At 73.0% G+C, this 16,735-nt stretch carries 18 protein-coding genes; 8 read left to right on the top strand and 10 right to left on the bottom strand.

Features of this window, described 5'->3' with window-relative positions:
- Positions 1-17: 17 nt before the first annotated feature.
- Positions 18-1,097, top strand: coding sequence for a Zn-dependent alcohol dehydrogenase (locus ACZ45T_RS06750; protein WP_468438200.1), 1,080 nt, complete (start codon positions 18-20; stop codon positions 1,095-1,097).
- Positions 1,098-1,286: 189 nt separating this feature from the next.
- Here ACZ45T_RS06750 and ACZ45T_RS06755 read toward each other — a convergent pair whose 3' ends face one another.
- Positions 1,287-1,931 carry a TetR/AcrR family transcriptional regulator gene (locus tag ACZ45T_RS06755; RefSeq protein WP_468438202.1) on the bottom strand — a complete coding sequence of 215 codons (645 nt, stop codon included), beginning with the start codon at positions 1,929-1,931 and terminating at the stop codon, positions 1,287-1,289.
- Positions 1,932-2,009: 78 nt separating this feature from the next.
- Between ACZ45T_RS06755 and ACZ45T_RS06760 the strand changes: the two genes are divergently transcribed.
- Together ACZ45T_RS06760 and ACZ45T_RS06765 are read left to right on the top strand one after the other, a co-directional pair.
- Positions 2,010-3,161 (top strand): acyl-CoA dehydrogenase family protein, encoded by a 1,152-nt coding sequence (locus tag ACZ45T_RS06760; protein WP_468438204.1) that lies wholly within the window; start codon positions 2,010-2,012, stop codon positions 3,159-3,161.
- Between the two features lie 98 nt (positions 3,162-3,259).
- Positions 3,260-3,892 (top strand): TetR/AcrR family transcriptional regulator, encoded by a 633-nt coding sequence (locus ACZ45T_RS06765; protein WP_468438206.1) that lies wholly within the window; start codon positions 3,260-3,262, stop codon positions 3,890-3,892.
- On the opposite strand, the gene ACZ45T_RS06770 is transcribed toward ACZ45T_RS06765, so the two are convergent.
- Complete coding sequence (locus ACZ45T_RS06770) at positions 3,883-4,344, bottom strand: MaoC family dehydratase (protein WP_468438208.1); 462 nt, start codon at positions 4,342-4,344, stop codon at positions 3,883-3,885. The two genes, ACZ45T_RS06765 and ACZ45T_RS06770, sit on opposite strands and share 10 nt — an antisense overlap.
- Positions 4,345-4,509: 165 nt before the next feature.
- Between ACZ45T_RS06770 and soxR the strand changes: the two genes are divergently transcribed.
- Positions 4,510-4,953: a redox-sensitive transcriptional activator SoxR gene (soxR, locus tag ACZ45T_RS06775; protein ID WP_468438210.1), complete on the top strand. Its 444-nt coding sequence runs from the start codon at positions 4,510-4,512 to the stop codon at positions 4,951-4,953.
- On the opposite strand, the gene ACZ45T_RS06780 is transcribed toward soxR, so the two are convergent.
- From ACZ45T_RS06780 to ACZ45T_RS06795, 4 genes are all read right to left on the bottom strand, one after another.
- Entirely contained in the window at positions 4,934-5,665 is a 732-nt protein-coding gene (locus ACZ45T_RS06780; protein ID WP_468438212.1) for a 3-keto-5-aminohexanoate cleavage protein, read from the bottom strand. The two genes, soxR and ACZ45T_RS06780, sit on opposite strands and share 20 nt — an antisense overlap.
- The gene (locus ACZ45T_RS06785) at positions 5,662-6,348 is read right to left on the bottom strand and encodes a hypothetical protein (protein WP_468438213.1); all 687 of its coding nucleotides are present in this window, start codon (positions 6,346-6,348) and stop codon (positions 5,662-5,664) included. Before ACZ45T_RS06785 ends, ACZ45T_RS06780 begins: the two co-directional genes overlap by 4 nt.
- 95 nt (positions 6,349-6,443) lie before the next feature.
- On the bottom strand, positions 6,444-7,760 hold the full coding sequence (locus ACZ45T_RS06790) for a serine-threonine protein kinase (RefSeq protein ID WP_468438718.1): 1,317 nt from the start codon (positions 7,758-7,760) through the stop codon (positions 6,444-6,446).
- Between the two features lie 128 nt (positions 7,761-7,888).
- Positions 7,889-9,151, bottom strand: coding sequence for an exo-beta-N-acetylmuramidase NamZ family protein (locus ACZ45T_RS06795; RefSeq protein WP_468438215.1), 1,263 nt, complete (start codon positions 9,149-9,151; stop codon positions 7,889-7,891).
- 169 nt (positions 9,152-9,320) lie between these two features.
- Between ACZ45T_RS06795 and ACZ45T_RS06800 the strand changes: the two genes are divergently transcribed.
- The 3 genes from ACZ45T_RS06800 to ACZ45T_RS06810 all read left to right on the top strand — a co-directional run bounded on the left by ACZ45T_RS06800 (position 9,321) and on the right by ACZ45T_RS06810 (position 12,603).
- A complete protein-coding gene (locus ACZ45T_RS06800; protein WP_468438217.1) occupies positions 9,321-10,094 on the top strand; it encodes an SDR family oxidoreductase in 774 nt (257 codons plus the stop codon).
- Entirely contained in the window at positions 10,079-11,929 is a 1,851-nt protein-coding gene (locus tag ACZ45T_RS06805) for a class I adenylate-forming enzyme family protein (RefSeq protein WP_468438219.1), read from the top strand. Before ACZ45T_RS06800 ends, ACZ45T_RS06805 begins: the two co-directional genes overlap by 16 nt.
- 68 nt (positions 11,930-11,997) lie before the next feature.
- A complete protein-coding gene (locus ACZ45T_RS06810; protein ID WP_468438221.1) occupies positions 11,998-12,603 on the top strand; it encodes a TetR/AcrR family transcriptional regulator in 606 nt (201 codons plus the stop codon).
- A gap of 158 nt (positions 12,604-12,761) precedes the next feature.
- Here the strand turns inward: ACZ45T_RS06810 and ACZ45T_RS06815 are convergent, their stop codons facing one another.
- Positions 12,762-13,892, bottom strand: a complete 1,131-nt coding sequence (locus tag ACZ45T_RS06815) for an alkene reductase (protein ID WP_468438223.1) — start codon at positions 13,890-13,892, stop codon at positions 12,762-12,764.
- Positions 13,893-13,968: 76 nt separating this feature from the next.
- Here ACZ45T_RS06815 and ACZ45T_RS06820 point away from each other — a divergent pair, with 76 nt between their 5' ends.
- Complete coding sequence (locus ACZ45T_RS06820; RefSeq protein ID WP_468438225.1) at positions 13,969-14,340, top strand: MerR family transcriptional regulator; 372 nt, start codon at positions 13,969-13,971, stop codon at positions 14,338-14,340.
- Between the two features lie 45 nt (positions 14,341-14,385).
- Here the strand turns inward: ACZ45T_RS06820 and ACZ45T_RS06825 are convergent, their stop codons facing one another.
- From ACZ45T_RS06825 to ACZ45T_RS06835, 3 genes are all read right to left on the bottom strand, one after another.
- Positions 14,386-14,766, bottom strand: coding sequence for a hypothetical protein (locus ACZ45T_RS06825; protein WP_468438227.1), 381 nt, complete (start codon positions 14,764-14,766; stop codon positions 14,386-14,388).
- A complete protein-coding gene (locus ACZ45T_RS06830) occupies positions 14,763-15,350 on the bottom strand; it encodes a TetR/AcrR family transcriptional regulator (protein WP_468438229.1) in 588 nt (195 codons plus the stop codon). The genes ACZ45T_RS06825 and ACZ45T_RS06830 overlap by 4 nt, the downstream gene beginning before the upstream one ends.
- A gap of 146 nt (positions 15,351-15,496) precedes the next feature.
- Positions 15,497-16,729, bottom strand: a complete 1,233-nt coding sequence (locus tag ACZ45T_RS06835; RefSeq protein WP_468438231.1) for an acyl-CoA dehydrogenase family protein — start codon at positions 16,727-16,729, stop codon at positions 15,497-15,499.
- Positions 16,730-16,735: the final 6 nt, after the last annotated feature.

Here is a 16,735-nt window from a genome sequence, read left to right on the forward strand (position 1 = left end):
AAGACGAGACGACGACCATGGTCCGCGCCGCCATCCTGCCCGCCGTCGGAGCCCCGCTGGAGATACGGGAGATCGTGCTGCCCGATCCCGGCCCCGGGCAGGTCCGGGTGCGGCTCACCGCAGCCGGGGTCTGCCACTCCGACCTCTCCCTCACCAACGGCACCATGCGGGTCCCCGTGCCCGCCGTCCTCGGCCACGAGGGCGCGGGCACGGTCCTCGCCGTCGGGGAAGGTGTCACCCACGTCGCCCCCGGCGACGGAGTGGTGCTCAACTGGGCCCCGTCCTGCGGGCAGTGCCGCCACTGCACCATCGGCGAGGTCTGGCTGTGTGCCTCGGCGCTCTCCGGGGTCGGGGCCGTCTACGCCCACGACGCGCAGGGCGTGGAGCTGCACCCGGGGCTGAACGTGGCCGCCTTCGCCGAGGAGACCGTCGTCGCGGCCAACTGCGTGCTACCCGCGCCCGCCGGCATCCCGCTCGCCGAGGCCGCCCTGCTCGGCTGCGCCGTCCTTACCGGCTACGGCGCCGTCCACCACAGCGCCCAGGTCCGCCCCGGCGAATCGGTGGCCGTGTTCGGCGTCGGCGGGGTCGGTCTGTCGGCCCTCCAGGCGGCCCGGATCGCGCAGGCGGGCCCGGTCATCGCCGTCGACGTGTCCCCGGCCAAGGAGGAACTGGCCCGCGCGGCCGGGGCCACCGAGTTCGTGCTCGCCTCCGACACCACCGCGAAGCAGATCCGCTCGCTCACCGGCGGGCAGGGCGCGGACGTCGCCATCGAGTGCGTCGGCCGGGCGGAGACCATCCGCGGAGCCTGGGAGTCCACCCGCCGCGGCGGCCGCACCACGGTCGTCGGCATCGGCGGCAAGGAGCAGCAGGTCACCTTCCACGCCCTGGAGATCTTCCACTTCGCCCGCACCCTCACCGGCTGCGTCTACGGCAACAGCGACCCCGCGGTCGACCTCCCGGTGATCGCCGAGCACGTCCGCGCGGGCCGCCTCGACCTCGGGGCCCTGGTCACCGACCGCATCACCCTCGACGGCATACCGGCGGCCTTCGACGCGATGCTCGCGGGCAAGGGCGGTCGCTCCCTCGTCGTCTTCTAGCCGTACCGCCGCCGAGCAGCCCCGGACAGCATGGTGTCCGGGCAGTTCGGGCAGTTCGGGCAGTTCAGGCAGTTCAGGCAGCCCGGTCAGCCCGGTCAGCCCGGTCAGCCCGGTCAGCCCGGGAGGCCGCACAGGAGCAGGGCGGGTGCCTCCGGCGCCTGCTCCTGGGCTAGTCGGTGTCCCCGGGCGTTACATGGTCTCCTTCAACGCCGCGTACTGGAGGGCCAGCCCGTCCAGCAGCGCCGCCAGGCCCGTCTCGAAGGCGCCCTCGTCCACCTCGCGCTGCCGCTCGGCCAGCAGGTGGGCCTGCCCCAGGTGGGGGTAGTCCGCCGGGTCGTATGCCGTGCGGTCGTCCACGAAACCCCGGGCGAACGAGGCGACCGCCGAGCCCAGGATGAAGTACCGCATCAGCGCGCCGATCCGGGTCGCCTGCGCCGGCGGCCAGCCGGCCGCCGTCATCGCGCCGAACACCGCGTCCGCCAGCCGCAGCCCGGCCGGGCGGCGGCCCGGCCCGCGCGCCAGCACCGGGACGATGTTCGGATGGTCGGACAGGGCGTCCCGGTACGAGTGCGCCCACGCGTGCAGGGCGCCCTGCCAGTCCTGACCGGCCCCTTCGAACATCGACAAGTCGACTCGCGCGCTCACCGCGTCCGCGACCGCCTCCAGGATCTCGTCCTTGGTCCGGAAGTGGTTGTAGAGCGAGGGCCCGCTGACGCCGAGCGCGGCCGCCAGCCGACGCGTCGACACCGCCTCCAGCCCCTCCGCGTCCACCAGCGCGCCCGCCGCCTCGACGATCCGGGCTCTGCTGAGGAGGGGCTTGCGCGGTCTGGCCATGCGCCACATAGTAGGGCCTGCCCGCCATAAACTACCGGTGCTAGTTAAAGCCCCGGACGAGGTGCCCGGAGGTGCCCCGTGAACCTGGAGCTGAGCGAGGAGCAGGCCGCCGTACGCCGGCTCGCGCGCGAGTTCACCGAGCGCGAGGTGGCCCCGTACGCCGCCGAGTGGGACCGCGCCGAGAGCGTGGACCGGGCCGTCGTGAAGAAGCTGGGCGCCCTGGGCTTCCTCGGTCTGACCGTTCCCGAGGAGTACGGCGGCTCCGGCGGTGACCACCTCGCCTACGTGCTGGTCACCGAGGAGCTCGGACGCGGCGACTCCGCCGTGCGCGGGATCGTCTCCGTCTCCCTCGGCCTCGTCGCCAAGACCATCGCCGCGTGGGGGACCGAGGAGCAGAAGCGCGCCTGGCTGCCCCGCCTGTGCTCCGGCGACGCGCTCGGCTGCTTCGGACTGACCGAATCCGGCACCGGCTCCGACGCCGGCAACCTCACCACCCGAGCCGTGCGCGAGGGGGACTCGTACGTCCTCGACGGCAGCAAGATGTTCATCACCAACGGCACCTGGGCCGACGTGGTGCTCCTCTTCGCCCGCACCGGCGGCGAGCCCGGCCACCGCGGGGTCTCCGCCTTCCTCGTCCCCACCGACACCCCGGGCCTGACCCGCCGCGAGATCCACGGCAAGCTCGGCCTGCGCGGCCAGGCCACCGCCGAGATCACCCTCGACGGCGTCCGCGTGCCCGCCTCCGCGATGCTCGGCCCCGAGGGCAAGGGCTTCTCGGTCGCCATGTCCGCCCTCGCCAAGGGCCGGATGTCGGTCGCCGCCGGCTGCGTGGGCATCGCGCAGGCGGCGCTGGACGCGGCCGTCTCGTACGCCGCCCAGCGCGAGCAGTTCGGCAAGCCGATAGCCCAGCACCAGCTGGTCCAGGAGCTCATCGCCGACATCTCCGTCGACGTGGACGCGGCCCGGCTGCTGACCTGGCGGGTCGCGGACCTCATCGACCGCGGTCTGCCCTTCGCCACCGAGTCCTCCACCGCCAAGCTCTTCGCCTCCGAGGCCGCCGTGCGCGCCGCGAGCAACGCCCTCCAGGTGCACGGCGGTTACGGCTACATCGACGAGTACCCGGCGGGCAGGCTGCTGCGCGACGCCCGCGTGATGACCCTGTACGAGGGCACCAGCCAGATCCAGAAGCTGCTCATCGGCCGCGCCCGCACCGGAGTCTCCGCGTTCTGAGCGCGGCGGCCGTCAATCGGACGGACGATCTCCGCTAAGCGCTTGCTCACCCTCCGGTAAGGTGTTCATTCCTGCAAGGCGAAGAGGGTGAGCGAGAGATGGACAGCGCGGTGGAGACCGGCGGCTACCAGCCGTGGTCGGAGGTCACCCCCGACGCCGCGCGGCGGCTGCTCGTCGCCGCCGTCGAGGCCTTCGCCGAGCGCGGGTACCACGCCACCACCACACGTGACATCGCGAGCCGTGCCGGCATGAGCCCGGCCGCGCTCTACATCCACTACAAGACCAAGGAAGAGCTGCTCCACCGCATCAGCCGGATCGGCCACGACAAGGCGCTGGAGATCCTGACCACGGCGTCCGAGGGTCCCGGCTGCGCCGCCGATCGGCTCGATGCCGCCGTACGGTCCTTCGTGCTGTGGCACGCGGCGCACCACACCACCGCGCGCGTGGTCCAGTACGAGCTCGACGCTCTCGCTCCGGAACACCGCTCCGAGATCGTGGCGCTGCGCCGGCAGAGCGATGCCGCCGTGCGCCGCATCCTCGTCGACGGGGTCGCGGCGGGGGAGTTCGACGTCCCCGACGTGCCGGGCACCACCCTCGCCGTGCTGTCGCTGTGCATCGACGTGGCTCGCTGGTTCAACGTGGGCGGGCAGCGCACGCCCGACGAGGTCGGCGCGCTCTACGCCGACCTCGTGCTCCGCATGGTGGCCGCGCGGCCGCGCCCTCAGAAGTAGTAGCGGGACACCGATTCCGCCACGCACACCGGCTTGTCGCCGCCCTCGCGCTCGATCGTGACGGTGGCCGTGACCTGTACGCCGCCGCCCGCCTCCGCGACCTCCGTGATCACGGCCGTGGAGCGCAGCCGCGAGCCGACCGGTACCGGCGCGGGGAAACGCACCTTGTTCGCCCCGTAGTTGAGGCCCATCCGCATGCCCTCGACCCGCATGATCTGCGGTACCAGGCTGGGCAGCAGGGACAGCGTCAGATAGCCGTGCGCGATGGTGGAACCGAAGGGTCCGGAGGCCGCCCGCTCCGGGTCCACGTGGATCCACTGGTGATCGCCGGTGGCGTCCGCGAAGAGGTCGATCCGCTTCTGGTCCACCTCCAGCCACTCACTGGGACCGAGCGGCTCGCCGATCCCGGCGTGCAGTTCCTCGGCGGACGTGAAGATCCTCGGCTCGGCCATGCCCTGCTCCTGCCTTCTCACTGACAACTGACAAACGGCGACTGGCAAACGGCGATTGACAAACGGCGACTGGCAAATGGCGATGCGACGCGGGCGAATAAGCGCTTGCTCAGCATGCTGGGACCGTATGTGTATGTCAACGGACCTCCGACTACCCTCGGCCGGGTGCCGCAGATTCCCGAGAACATCCACGAGCTCACCGTCGGCCAGCTGTCCGCCCGCAGCGGCGCGGCCGTCTCGGCGCTCCACTTCTACGAGGCCAAGGGGCTGATCAGCAGCCGCCGCACCTCCGGCAATCAGCGCCGCTACACCCGCGACGCGCTGCGCAGAGTGGCCTTCGTACGCGCCGCCCAGCGCGTCGGTATCCCCCTGGCCAGCATCCGCGATGCGCTGGCCCAGCTCCCCGAGGAGCGCACCCCCAACCGCGAGGACTGGGCCCGCCTCTCCGAGGCCTGGCGCGCCGAGCTCGACCAGCGGATCACCCGACTCGGCCGCCTGCGCGACCACTTGACCGACTGCATCGGCTGCGGCTGCCTCTCGCTGGAAACCTGCGCACTGTCCAACCCGGACGACGCCTTCGGTGAACGGCTCACCGGTTCGCGCCTGTAGGGCGAAACTGCTCCAGGGCCGCCGTCACCAGCTCGGCATTCGAGCGCGCCGGCCGCCCGTCCGGCAGGTGCAGCACGTCTCCTACGCCGGTCCGTGTGCCCACGGCGCACCGTGCGGCCAGCCGCAGCACCGGCCAGGCGGCCGCCTCCCGCCCGTACAGCAGCACCGCGACCGGCGGCAGCCAGCGCAGCCCGGCCATCAGAGCCGGATCGGCCGACGCGAGCTCGGCCGCGAGCCGGACCCGTGCGGGCTCGCGCACCGGCCAGGCCAGGAACCGCTCCATCGGCTCCGGCCCGGCCGGTCCGCCCAGCGCGACCACCGCGTCCACCGCGATCCCCCGGGCCAGCAGGGCCTGCGCCAGCTCCCCGGCCCCCGGCTCCGCGAAGTCCACCACCGCCCGGTCCGGCAGCACCGTCCACGACCGCACCCGCTCCAGCCGCCCCGCGGGATCGGGCTCGGCCCCGATGCTCGCGCACACCGAGAGCGGTACGCCGACCCCCGTACCGCGCAGCGCCTCCAGCGCCGGCCCGACCACCCGGGGCGAGAGGCTCTCCCGCCCGCACGGGGTGCGCGGGTGCACCAGTACCTCCCCGGCGCCGGCGGCGACCGCCCGCGCCGCCGCCTCCGCCAGGTCCTCCGGCGACATCGGCACGGCCGGGCCGTCGGCGGCGCTCCGGGAGCCGTTCAGCGACACCGGCAGCGGAGGGCTCACGCCGCCCCCGCCGAGGGAGTGTCCGCCAGCGCCGGTCTCGGCACCACGATCCCGCAACCCGCGCACACCGGCCCGTCCCAGGCCCACGCCCCCTCCCACGGGCCGTGCCCGGGGCTCTGACCAGGGCTGCTCTGACCAGGGCTCTGGCCAGCGTTCTGGCCGGGGCTGCGACCGGGGCGGCGACCGGGGCCGGTCGAAACGCGGTTCGGCGCCGCGGCCACCGTCGGCCAGCGCAGCTCCTGCTCCCCGCAGACCGGGCACGCGGTCCCCGGCTCCGACTCCAGTGCCCGCACCAGCCGCCGCAGCACCTCGCCCAGCGCCCCCTCCGGCCGCACCCCCGGATCCGCGCACCGCACCACCGCGTCCCCACTCCCGCCCCACGCCCACTCCGGCCGGCGCAGCCCGTGGTGCTTCTCCCGCCGGCGCCGTTCCGCGAACTGGCGCTCGTACTCCAGCCAGACCGCCCGCGCGTCCTCCAGCTCCTCCAGCGCGGCGACCAGCCGCAGCGGATCGGCCGCCCGGTCCTCGGGGCCGATCCCGTGCCGGTCGCACAGGTGCCACCACGTGGCCCGGTGCCCGTACGGCGCGAACCGCTCCAGGCAGCGGCGCAGCGAATGGCGCCGCAGGGCCCGGTCATTGCGTGCGTCGCGCACCTGGTAGGCCAGACTCCGGAATCCCGCCATCCCACCATCACCTCCGCCGATGTGCCCAACATGCCCGGCCGGGGGTGGGCGCATGCGGGGGCGGTCGAGGCGTGCGGGTGGCACGTGGCCGGAAGTCAGCGCCCCATGCGCCCCGCGCCAACCACCAGTCGGGCCAGCTCCTCGTGGCAGATGTCGCTGTGCGCCCCCGAGGGGGCGCCGCCGCGCCGCACCACGGAGCCCGTGTCCACACTGACGCAACCGGCCGCGGGCACCCCCTCGCGCAGGGCCGCGTCGAGGCTCATCCGCGGCGCGCCCGGCACCGCCTGCACCCCGTCGTGCCCGATCGCGCCCCAGCGCTCGTCGAAGCCCAGCAGACCGGCCGAATCGCCTGCCATCCGGGAGGCCAGTGGATAGAACACCTTGAGCGCCGAGTCGTGCGGGGAGTGGCAGGCCACCACCGGTCCGTCGACCCTGCCGTGGAGGCCGCGCAGGGCGCCGCCGTTGCCCTGGTCGTGCGGCAGCCGGTCGGTGAAGGCGTAGTGGGAGAAGGCGCCCTGGAGCAGGGTCACGGACTTCACGTACCGGGCCCCGGCCGGCACCGCGCGCAGCGAGAAGGACACCACCCGCGCCCCGAAGCTGTGGCCGATCAGATGGAATCGCAGGGCCGGGCGGCCGCCGGCGAGCTCTGCCAGTACCGGGCCGAGTCCGCGCTCGCCGACCACGCCCGCCCGCTTCTTCATCTTGTAGTACGTCGCCTGTCGGAGCAGTTCCTTGGCGCCGCCCCACAGTCCGCGCAGCCCGCTGCCGGGCGCGAGGCCCGGCCCGTCGGCGCTCCCGGCCGGCGCGCCCGCCTCGACCAGGGCGTGGGCGAGGGTCCGGCAGACCTCCAGCACGTCGTCCGTGAAGATCGCGGGAACCGCCGGGGCGGCCGCCGTGGCCACCGCGTCCACCTCCGCCAGCTCCCGTACGAGGGCGCCGAACTCGATGAAGGCGACCGCCGAGTCCGGCCGCTCCTCCAGTAGTTCCGCCATACGGTCCAGCTCCGCCTGCCGCCCCGGCCAGAACTCCCCGAGCGCCTGCCGGGTGACGGGGTCCAGCGCCGTACCGAAGCCGGGTCCCGCGAGGGCGCCGGGCGCGTCGAAGTCGGGTATCGGCTCGTCGGAGAAACGCATCGAGGGCCATACGACACCCACGTAGCCCAGGCGTACCCCCGGCCCGACCAGCCGCGGGAAGGGGGCGAAGAAGCGGTCGTAGAGCCGGGTCGCCGTGGACCGGTCGCTGTTCCAGCCGTGCGCGAAGACCAGGATGTCCGTGGCCTCCATCCGGGCCACCACCCCTTGCGTGGCCCGGTCGACGTCCCCTTCGGAGTCGAAGGTCAGCTCCGCGTACGGCCCGACCCCGATCCCGGCCGCCGTCGCGCTCCCGATGCCGGCCGCCATCCCGGCCGGCATCCCGGCCCTCGTCCCGGCCCCGCCACCGATTTCCGTCATGACGTCCCCCTCCACGCCGTACCTCCAGCCGCAGCACTGGCAGCATCCTGCTGCCGCGCACATCCGGCCAGCCCCCTGACGCGGTCGGCTCACCCGTAGAGCAGGTACTCCGCGCGCACCGCCTCGAACCGCGCCAGCCCCGCCGCCCAGTCGCCCGCGATCTCCTCCACACCGGCCCCCGCGTCCACCATCGTCCGGACCCGGTCCGAGCCGGTCAGCCGGTCGATCCAGTGGTCCGCCCGCCAGGCGAAGCCGCTCCACGACCGCCGGGCGGTGACCAGCAGTCCGATCCCGGCCCGCACCGGGTCGAAGGCCTCCCTGTCGTGCACGATCAACCGGACCCCGCCGCACACCTTCCCCACGTGCTTGGAGAAGGTCGGCGTGAAGTACGCCTCCCGGAACCACACCCCGGGCAGCTCCAGCGCGTTCGCCGCCCGCGCCCAGCGCCGGTCGATCCCCTCCGCGCCCACCACCTCGAAGGGGGTGGTCGTCCCGCGCCCCTCGGAGAGGTTCGTCCCCTCGAACAGGCAGGTGCCGGCGTACGCGAGGGCCGTGTCCGGAGTCGGCATGTTCGGGCTCGGCGGCACCCAGGGCAGCCCGGTCTCCCCGAAGAACGACTCCCGCCGCCACCCGGACATCGGCACCGTCCGCAGCCTGACCGGATTGTCAGTCAGGAACTCCCCGTTGAAGAGCAGGGCCAGTTCGGCCGCCGTCATCCCGTGCGCGAGCGCGACCGGCTCCCGGCCCACGAAGCTCGCGTACGGCCGCTGCAGCACGGGCCCGGCGGCCCGTCGGCCGCCCACCGGATTCGGCCGGTCCAGCACCACCACCCCCTTGCCGGCGAGCGCGGCGGCGCGCATGCAGTCGTAGAGGGTCCAGATGTAGGTGTAGAAGCGGGCCCCGACGTCCTGGATGTCGAAGACGACGGTGTCGACCCCGGCCGCCGTGAACACGTCCGCGAGCCGCTGCCCGCTCTTGTCGTAGGTGTCGTACACCGGCAGCCCGGTCGCCGGATCGCGCCCGGCTCCCTCCGAATCGCCCGCCTGCGCCGTCCCGCGGAACCCGTGCTCGGGTCCGAACACCGCGACGAGGTCCACCCGTCCGTCCGCGTGCAGTACGTCGACCAGGTGCCGGGCGTCGGCCGTGATCCCGGTGGGGTTGGTGACCACCCCGACCTTCTGGCCGGCCAGTACGGCGTACCCGTCCGCGGCGAGCCGCTCGAAACCGGTCCGCACCCGGCCGTCCCGCGGCGCGCCCGCCACGGTCGCGGGGCCCGGCCCGGCGGCTCCCACCGTCCCCAGCGCACCCATGGCCCCCGCCAGTCCCAGCACCCCGCGTCGCGACAGCGTCATCCGGTCACGCTACGAGTCGCACCCCTTCCGCCCGAACATACCGACTGGTTAGTCTGCTCGATGTCCGGAATCCAGCACCCCGCATCAGGCACCCCGCACCCCGCATCCGGCATCCGGCATCCGGCAATCCACACCGGGCAGTCAGCACCAGCACCCGGCCCCACGAGAGGTGATCCCCGTGAGCGCGTACCAGGACCAGCGAGTCGTCGTCACCGGAGCGGGCGGCGGCATCGGCGCCGCCCTCGCCCACCGCTTCGCGGCCGAGGGCGCCACGGTGGTGGTCAACGACCTCGACCCGGCCAAGGCCGCCGCGGTGGCGGCCGCGATCGGGCCCCGGGCGATCCCGCTGGCGGGGGACGCGTCGGCGATCGTGGCCGAGGCCCGTGGGGTCCTCGGCGGCACGGTCGACATCTACTGCGCCAACGCGGGCCTCGCCTCGGGCGGCGACGCGTTCGCCGAGGAGGCCGTCTGGGAAGCGGCCTGGGACACCAACGTCATGGCCCACGTCCGCGCCGCCCGGCTGCTGCTGCCCGACTGGCTGGAGCGGGGCAGCGGCCGGTTCGTGTCCACCGTCTCCGCCGCCGGGCTGCTGACCATGATCGGAGCGGCCCCGTACAGTGTCACCAAGCACGGCGCGCTCGCCTTCGCCGAATGGCTCTCGCTGACCTACCGCCACCGCGGCGTCCAGGTCCACGCGATCTGCCCGCAGGGGGTGCGCACCGACATGCTGACCGCCGCGGGCACGGCGGGCGAACTCGTCCTCGCGCCGACCGCGATCGAGCCGGAAGCGGTCGCGGACGCGCTGTTCGACGGCATGGAGAAGGGCCGTTTCTTGATCCTGCCGCACCCCGAGGTCGCCGACTACTTCGTCGCCCGCGCCACCGAGCCGGACCGCTGGCTGAGCAACATGAGCCACCTCCAGCAGAAATGGGAGACCAGGTGACCTCCTCGTACGCCGCCAAGCCCTGGCTCGGCCTGCTCAGCCCGGCCCAGCGTGCGCCCCTCGCACCGCCGGCCACCGTGCTGCACGCCTTCCGCGCCGCCGTCGCCCGGGCCCCCGAGCGCACCGCGCTGGCCTACTTCGACGGACGGATCGGCTACGCCGAGGCCGAAGCGCTCTCCGACTCCGTCGCCGGCCACCTCGCCGCGCGGGGCGTCCGCCGCGGGGACCGGGTCGCGGTCATGCTCCAGAACACCCCGCACTTCGTGCTCGCCGTCCTCGCCGCCTGGAAGGCCGGGGCCGTCGTGGTCCCGCTCAACCCCATGTACAAGTCCGGCGAGGTCGGGCACGTCCTGCGCGACTCGGGCGCGGGCGCGCTGGTGTGCGAGGGGGGTGCGTGGGAGGCGTACCTGCGCGAGGCGGTGCGGGGGACCGGTGTGCGGGTCGTCCTGACCGCGCGTGACCAGGACTTCCAGACCCGGAACGACCCCCGGGTCTTCCCCGCGCCCGCCGCCGGTTCCCGCTGCGCGGAGCCGTCCCCCACCCGCCCTTCCCCCGTTCCCGCCTCAGACGCCGGCGCGGCTCCAACCGACCCGGGGCTCCGCCCCGAACCCCGTTCCCGGGGGCTCCGCCCCCAGCCCCCCGCGCCTCAAACGCCGGCGGGGCTGGGATCTGCTCAAGCGCCGACGGGGCCGGGGGTGGCTGAGACGCCGGCGGCGCTGGACCTGTTCACCGTGGCCCGCCGCGGCCACCCCGCCCCGCACGACCCGTGCCTCACCGCCGTCGACACCGCTCTGATCAGCTACACGTCCGGCACCACCGGCGCCCCCAAGGGCGCGATGAACCCGCACGGCGCGCTCACCCACAACGCCGTCCGGCAGGTCACCGGCCACCCCCTCCCCGAGGGCGCCACCTACTTCGCCCTCGCCCCCCTCTTCCACATCACCGGCATGGTCTGCGAGCTCGCCGCCTGCTTCGCCAACGCCGGGACGCTGGCCCTCGCGCACCGCTTCGACGCCGGAGTCGTCCTCGACGCCTTCCTCGAACACCGCCCCGCCTACACCGTCGGCCCGGCCACCGCCTTCATGGCCCTCGCCGCCCACCCCGGCGTCACCCCGGACCACTTCGCCTCCTTCCAGGTGGTCTCCTCCGGCGGCGCCCCCCTCCCGCCCGCGCTCGTCGCACGCCTGCGCACCGCCTTCGGCTTCTACCTCCGCAACGGTTACGGCCTCACCGAGACCACCGCCGCCTCCGCCTCCGTGCCCGTGCACCTCGAAGCCCCCGTCGACCCCGCCTCCGGCACCCTCTCGGTGGGCCTGCCGGGAGCCGACACCGTCGTCCGCATCCTCGACGGGCAGGGCGCCGAGGTCCCCTTCGGCGAGACCGGAGAGATAGCCGTCCGGGGTCCCCAGGTCGTACCCGGCTACTGGGGCCTGCCGGCCGAGACCGACACGGCCTTCCCGGACGGCGAACTGCGCACGGGCGACGTCGGGTTCATGGACCCGGACGGCTGGCTCTACGTCGTCGACCGCAAGAAGGACATGATCAACGCCTCCGGTTTCAAGGTCTGGCCGCGCGAGGTCGAGGACGTGCTCCACACCCACCCCGCCGTCCGCGAAGCCGCCGTGGTCGGGGTCCCCGACCCGTACCGCGGGGAGAGCGTCAAGGCGTACGTGAGCCTGCGTCCGGGCTCCTCGGCCGCACCGGAGGAGCTCTCGGCCCACTGTGCCGCGCGCCTCGCCGCGTACAAATACCCCCGCCAGGTGGAGATCCTGCCTGTCCTTCCGAAGACGACCAGTGGCAAGATCCTGCGACGGGAACTGCGCGACCGCGGCTGAATACAGTCGGACGGTCGTACAGCTGGTCGCGATGACCAGGCAGGAACGAGGAAGGGAAGGCCAGCGCCATGGCGGCCAAGACCACGGAGCCCGAAGGCACCCACGAAGCCCCGGTACCGCAGCGGCTGCTGGCCGTCGCCACCAGGCTGTTCGCCGAGCGCGGCTACGACCGCACCTCGGTCCAGGAGATCGTCGAGGCGGCCGGGGTCACCAAGGGTGCGCTCTACCACTACTTCGGATCCAAGGACGATCTGCTGCACGAGGTGTACGCGCGGATGCTGCGCCTCCAGCAGCAGCGGCTCGACGCGGTGGCCGGATCCGACGCACCCGTAGAGGAGCGGCTGCGGGCGGCGGCCGCCGACGTGGTCGTCACCACCATCGAGAACCTCGACGACGCGATGATCTTCTTCCGGTCGATGCACCAGCTCAGCCCGGAGAAGTTCAAGCAGGTGCGGGCCGAGCGCCGGCGCTACCACGAGCGTTTCCGGGCCCTGATCGAGGAGGGCCAGCGCACCGGGGTGTTCTCCAGCGCCACCCCCGCCGACCTGGTGGTCGACTACCACTTCGGCTCCGTGCACCACCTGTCCACCTGGTACCGGGCGGACGGCCCGCTCACGCCGCAGCAGGTCGCCGACCACCTCGCCGACCTGCTGCTGCGCGCGCTGCGTCCCTAGGGCGTGTCTTTTGGATCAGGCCGGGCCCGCGGCGTCCGGTGCCGCACCTCGTCGCGTTGTCGTCGGTCGCCGACGCTCCGCGTCGCCTCCCTCCTCCGCCTTGCGATGCACGGCACCGGACGCCGCGGGCTGATCCGGCCTGATCCAAAAGACACGCCCTAGGTCCGGTCCCGGCCGGTCCGGTCCGGGCCGAGGGCCGGATAGTCGGTGTAGCCCTCCGCCCCGTGCACGTGCATCAGGAACTCGGGGCGGATCTCGTTGAGCGGCGCGTCCGTGCGCAGCCGTTCCACGAAATCCGGGTTGGCCAGGAAGCCCCTGCCCAGCGCGACCAGATCGGCACCCTCGGCCAGCAGGAGCTCGCCCCGCCGCTTGCCGCCGTCGGCCGCGACCTCCTCGTGCGAGAGCGCGGGGTTGGCGATCAGCGTGCCGGGCCAGGCCTTGCGGATCTCCGTGAAGAGGGCCGGGTCCCGGTCGGCGTGGACCTGGTGCAGATAGACCGGGCCGAGGTCCGCCAGCGCCTTGATCAACGCCGGGTAGATCTCCTCGGTGTCGCCCTCCTCGATGCCGTTCACGTTCAGTCCGGGCGAGATCCGTACGCCGACCCGCTCCGGCCCGATGGCCTCGGCGACGGCCCGCACCACCTCGACGGTGAAGCGGATGCGCCCGTCCACGGAACCGCCCCACTCGTCGGTGCGCCGGTTGGTGTTCCGCGAGAGGAACTGGTGGAGCAGATGGCCGTTCGCGGCGTGCACCTCCACCCCGGCGAAGCCCGCCTCCACGGCGCCCCGGGCGGCGCTCGCGAAGTCCGCGATCGTGGACCTGATGTCGCCGGGCGTCATCTCCCGCGGCGGGACGGCCTCCTGGAGCCCCTGGGGGGTCTGAAGCGGCTCGGGGAACCGTACGGCGGAGGGGGCGAGCGGGACGTGCCCGCTGGTGTCGGGGTGGCCGACCCGTCCGCCGTGCTGGAGCTGGAGGAACATCCGCCCGCCGGCTTCGCGCACCGCCTCGGTGACCCGGCGCCACCCGGCGACCTGGGCCGGAGTGTGGATGCCGGGGATGTGCGGGTAGGTCTGCCCGGCGGCGTTCGGAGTGGTGGCCTCGGCGATGATCAGACCGGCCGAGGCGCGTTGTGCGTAGTACGTGGCCATGAGCTCGCCCGGGACGCCGTCGACCCCGGCGCGGTTGCGCGTCAGCGGCGCCATCACCAGGCGGCTGGGGAGCTCCAGGCCGCCGAGGCGGGTGGATTCGAAGAGTCGGGATGCGGCGGAAACCTGCGGTGTCTGCGTCATGCCGGTACCGTAAAACCTGACATTGATGTCAGATTCAAGAGCTCGAGAGATACAAGATCAAGAGTCGAGGTGGGGCATGCGGATCGGAGAACTGTCGGCGCGCACCGGTGTCGGTGAGCGTTCGCTGCGCTATTACGAGGCACAGGGCCTGCTGGCCTCCGACCGGACGCCCGGCGGCCACCGCGACTTCTCCGAGCGGGCCGTCGACCGCGTCATCCGCATCCAGGAGCTCTACGCGGCGGGTCTGAACAGCTCGAAGATCGCGCGGATCCTGCCCTGCATGCGGGACGAGGACGGCGGCCCCTCGGGCCGCGCCACCCCCGCGCTGGTGGCCGAACTCACCGCCGAGCGGGAGCGGATCGACCGGATGATCGGTGACCTCGTCCGCTCCCGGGAGGTGCTGGACGAGGTCATCGACGCGGCGGCGGGCCGCGTCACCGCGAGCTGAGCGGCTTTGGGTGAAGTTTGCCGCTGATCCATTGAGGGGCTGCCGCTACGCGGCACCCGCCGCTGTCAGGACCGCGACCGGCAGGAGGAGAATCCACTGCGGCAGCCGGAGCAGTGGCTTCGGCCAGCCGACCGACAGCGTGACGACCAGGAAGGCGACTGAGTACGCCACGAAGTGCGCAGCCACGAACCACGCCATCAGGCCGGTCGCTGACGTATCGTCCGCGAGCGCGAGGTAGATCAGGGCGGCTGCGGAGAGCACCAGGTCGACGCTCACCATGTGCCACACGGCATGAAGGACGCGCTTGGGTTCGTCTGCGAGTCCGCAGGACAGCAGCGGGCGCACCACATCCCGGTGCCCGCCGACGACATGGGCTGCGGCCACACCGGACGCGGTGATGCCTGCTGCGAGAAGCCAGCCGTTCATCGGATCTCGATTCCTTTGGCTATGACAGCAGCCAGCCGGTCGGCCAGCTGACGGTCGGGGTGTTCCCCGATCAGACCGACGTGGAAGAACACGGCTCCTGCCAGCGTGTCCAGAACCAGATCCACGGGTGTGCCGGCCGCGATCTCCCCGCGCGCCACGGCACGCTCGAAGACGATCAGCAGCCGCTCCTTCGAGGGGGCCAGGAAGTCGCTGCGGATGCGCGCCTTCAGCACCGGATCGGCGGCGAAGTCGGCGAGCAGCCCCGGGAGCGCCGCCGCGGCGGCCGGTGCGTTGAACTCGTCGACCAGGCCCCGCAGCAGTGCGGTCAGGTCCCCGGTCAGCGTTCCGGTGTCGGGGACCGGAGCATGGTCGGTGGTCGTGAACACGGCCTCGAAGACCAACTCCGGCTTGCCCCGCCACCGCCGGTAGACCGTGTCCTTGCCGACACCGGCACGGGCAGCCACCGCCCCGATCGATGTCGCGGCGTAGCCGACCTCGATCACCAGCTCGGTGGCGGCGCTGAGGATCGCCTCGTGCGAGCGGGGATCCCTGGGACGTCCCCTGGAGGACGGAGAGGAGCTCATACCGATTTACTATACGGGTCGACCCGTTTGATAATCAACCCGGGTCGGCGTCACGAGGACCGCTCAGGGCCTGTCCTTCGGATCAGGCGCGGCCCGGCCTGGGCCGGCCTGATCCGAAAGACAGGCCCTGAGCAGCCCGCCGGAGGCTACTGGTGCCGCTTCAGTTCCCGCCGCGCCAGCGACCGCTGGTGCACCTCGTCCGGGCCGTCGGCCAGCCGCAGCGTCCGCGCCGCCGCCCACAGCTCGGCCAGCGGGAAGTCCTGGCTCACCCCGCCCGCGCCGTGCAGCTGCACCGCCTGGTCCAGGATCCCCACCACCGCCCGCGGGGTCGCGATCTTGATGGCCTGGATCTCGGTGTGCGCGCCCCGGTTCCCGACCGTGTCCATCAGCCAGGCCGTCTTCAGCACCAGCAGCCGCAGCTGCTCCACCGTGACCCGGGCGTCGGCGATCCAGTTCTGTACGACGCCCTGGGCGGCCAGCGGCTTGCCGAAGGCGGTACGGTCCACCGCGCGCCGGCACATCAGCTCGATGGCCCGCTCCGCCATGCCGATCAGCCGCATGCAGTGGTGGATGCGGCCCGGGCCGAGCCGGGCCTGGGCGATGGCGAAGCCGCTGCCCTCCTCGCCGATCAGGTTCGCCGCCGGGACCCGCGCCCCGTCGAAGACCACCTCGGCGTGGCCGCCGTGGTCGTGGTCCGCGTACCCGTACACCGTCATCGCGCGGCGCACCTCCACACCCGGGGTGTCGCGCGGGACCAGGATCATCGACTGCTGGCGGCGCGGATCGGCGCCCTCCGGATCGGTCTTGCCCATCACGATGAAGATCCTGCAATCCGGGTTCATGGCCCCGGAGATGAACCACTTGCGCCCGGTGACCACGTACTCGTCCCCGTCGCGCTCGATGCGGGTCTCGACGTTCGTCGCGTCCGAGGAGGCCACTTCGGGCTCGGTCATCGCGAAGGCGGAGCGGACCTCCCCGGCCAGCAGGGGGTCGAGCCACTGCTTCTTGTGCTCCTCGCTGCCGAACTGCGCGAGCAGCTCCATGTTCCCGGTGTCCGGGGCCGCGCAGTTGGTCGCCATCGGGGCCAGGTGCGGGCTGCGTCCGGTGATCTCGGCGAGCGGGGCGTACTGGAGGTTGGTCAGCCCGGCGCCGTGCTCGGCATCGGGCAGGCCGTGCTGGTTGACGAAGAAGAGGTTCCACAGGCCCTGGCGGCGTGCCTCGGCCTTCAGTTCACCGAAGACGGCCGGGGTGTCCCAGGGCGAGGCCAGCCGCGCGCGCTGCTCGGCGGCGACGGGTTCCGCCGGGTAGACGTACTCCTCCATGAACGCGAGCAGCCGCTCGCGGAGTTCCTCGGTCCGGGCGTCGAATGCGAAGTCCATGGGTGC

This window comes from Streptomyces sp. NPDC030995 (assembly GCF_055571215.1).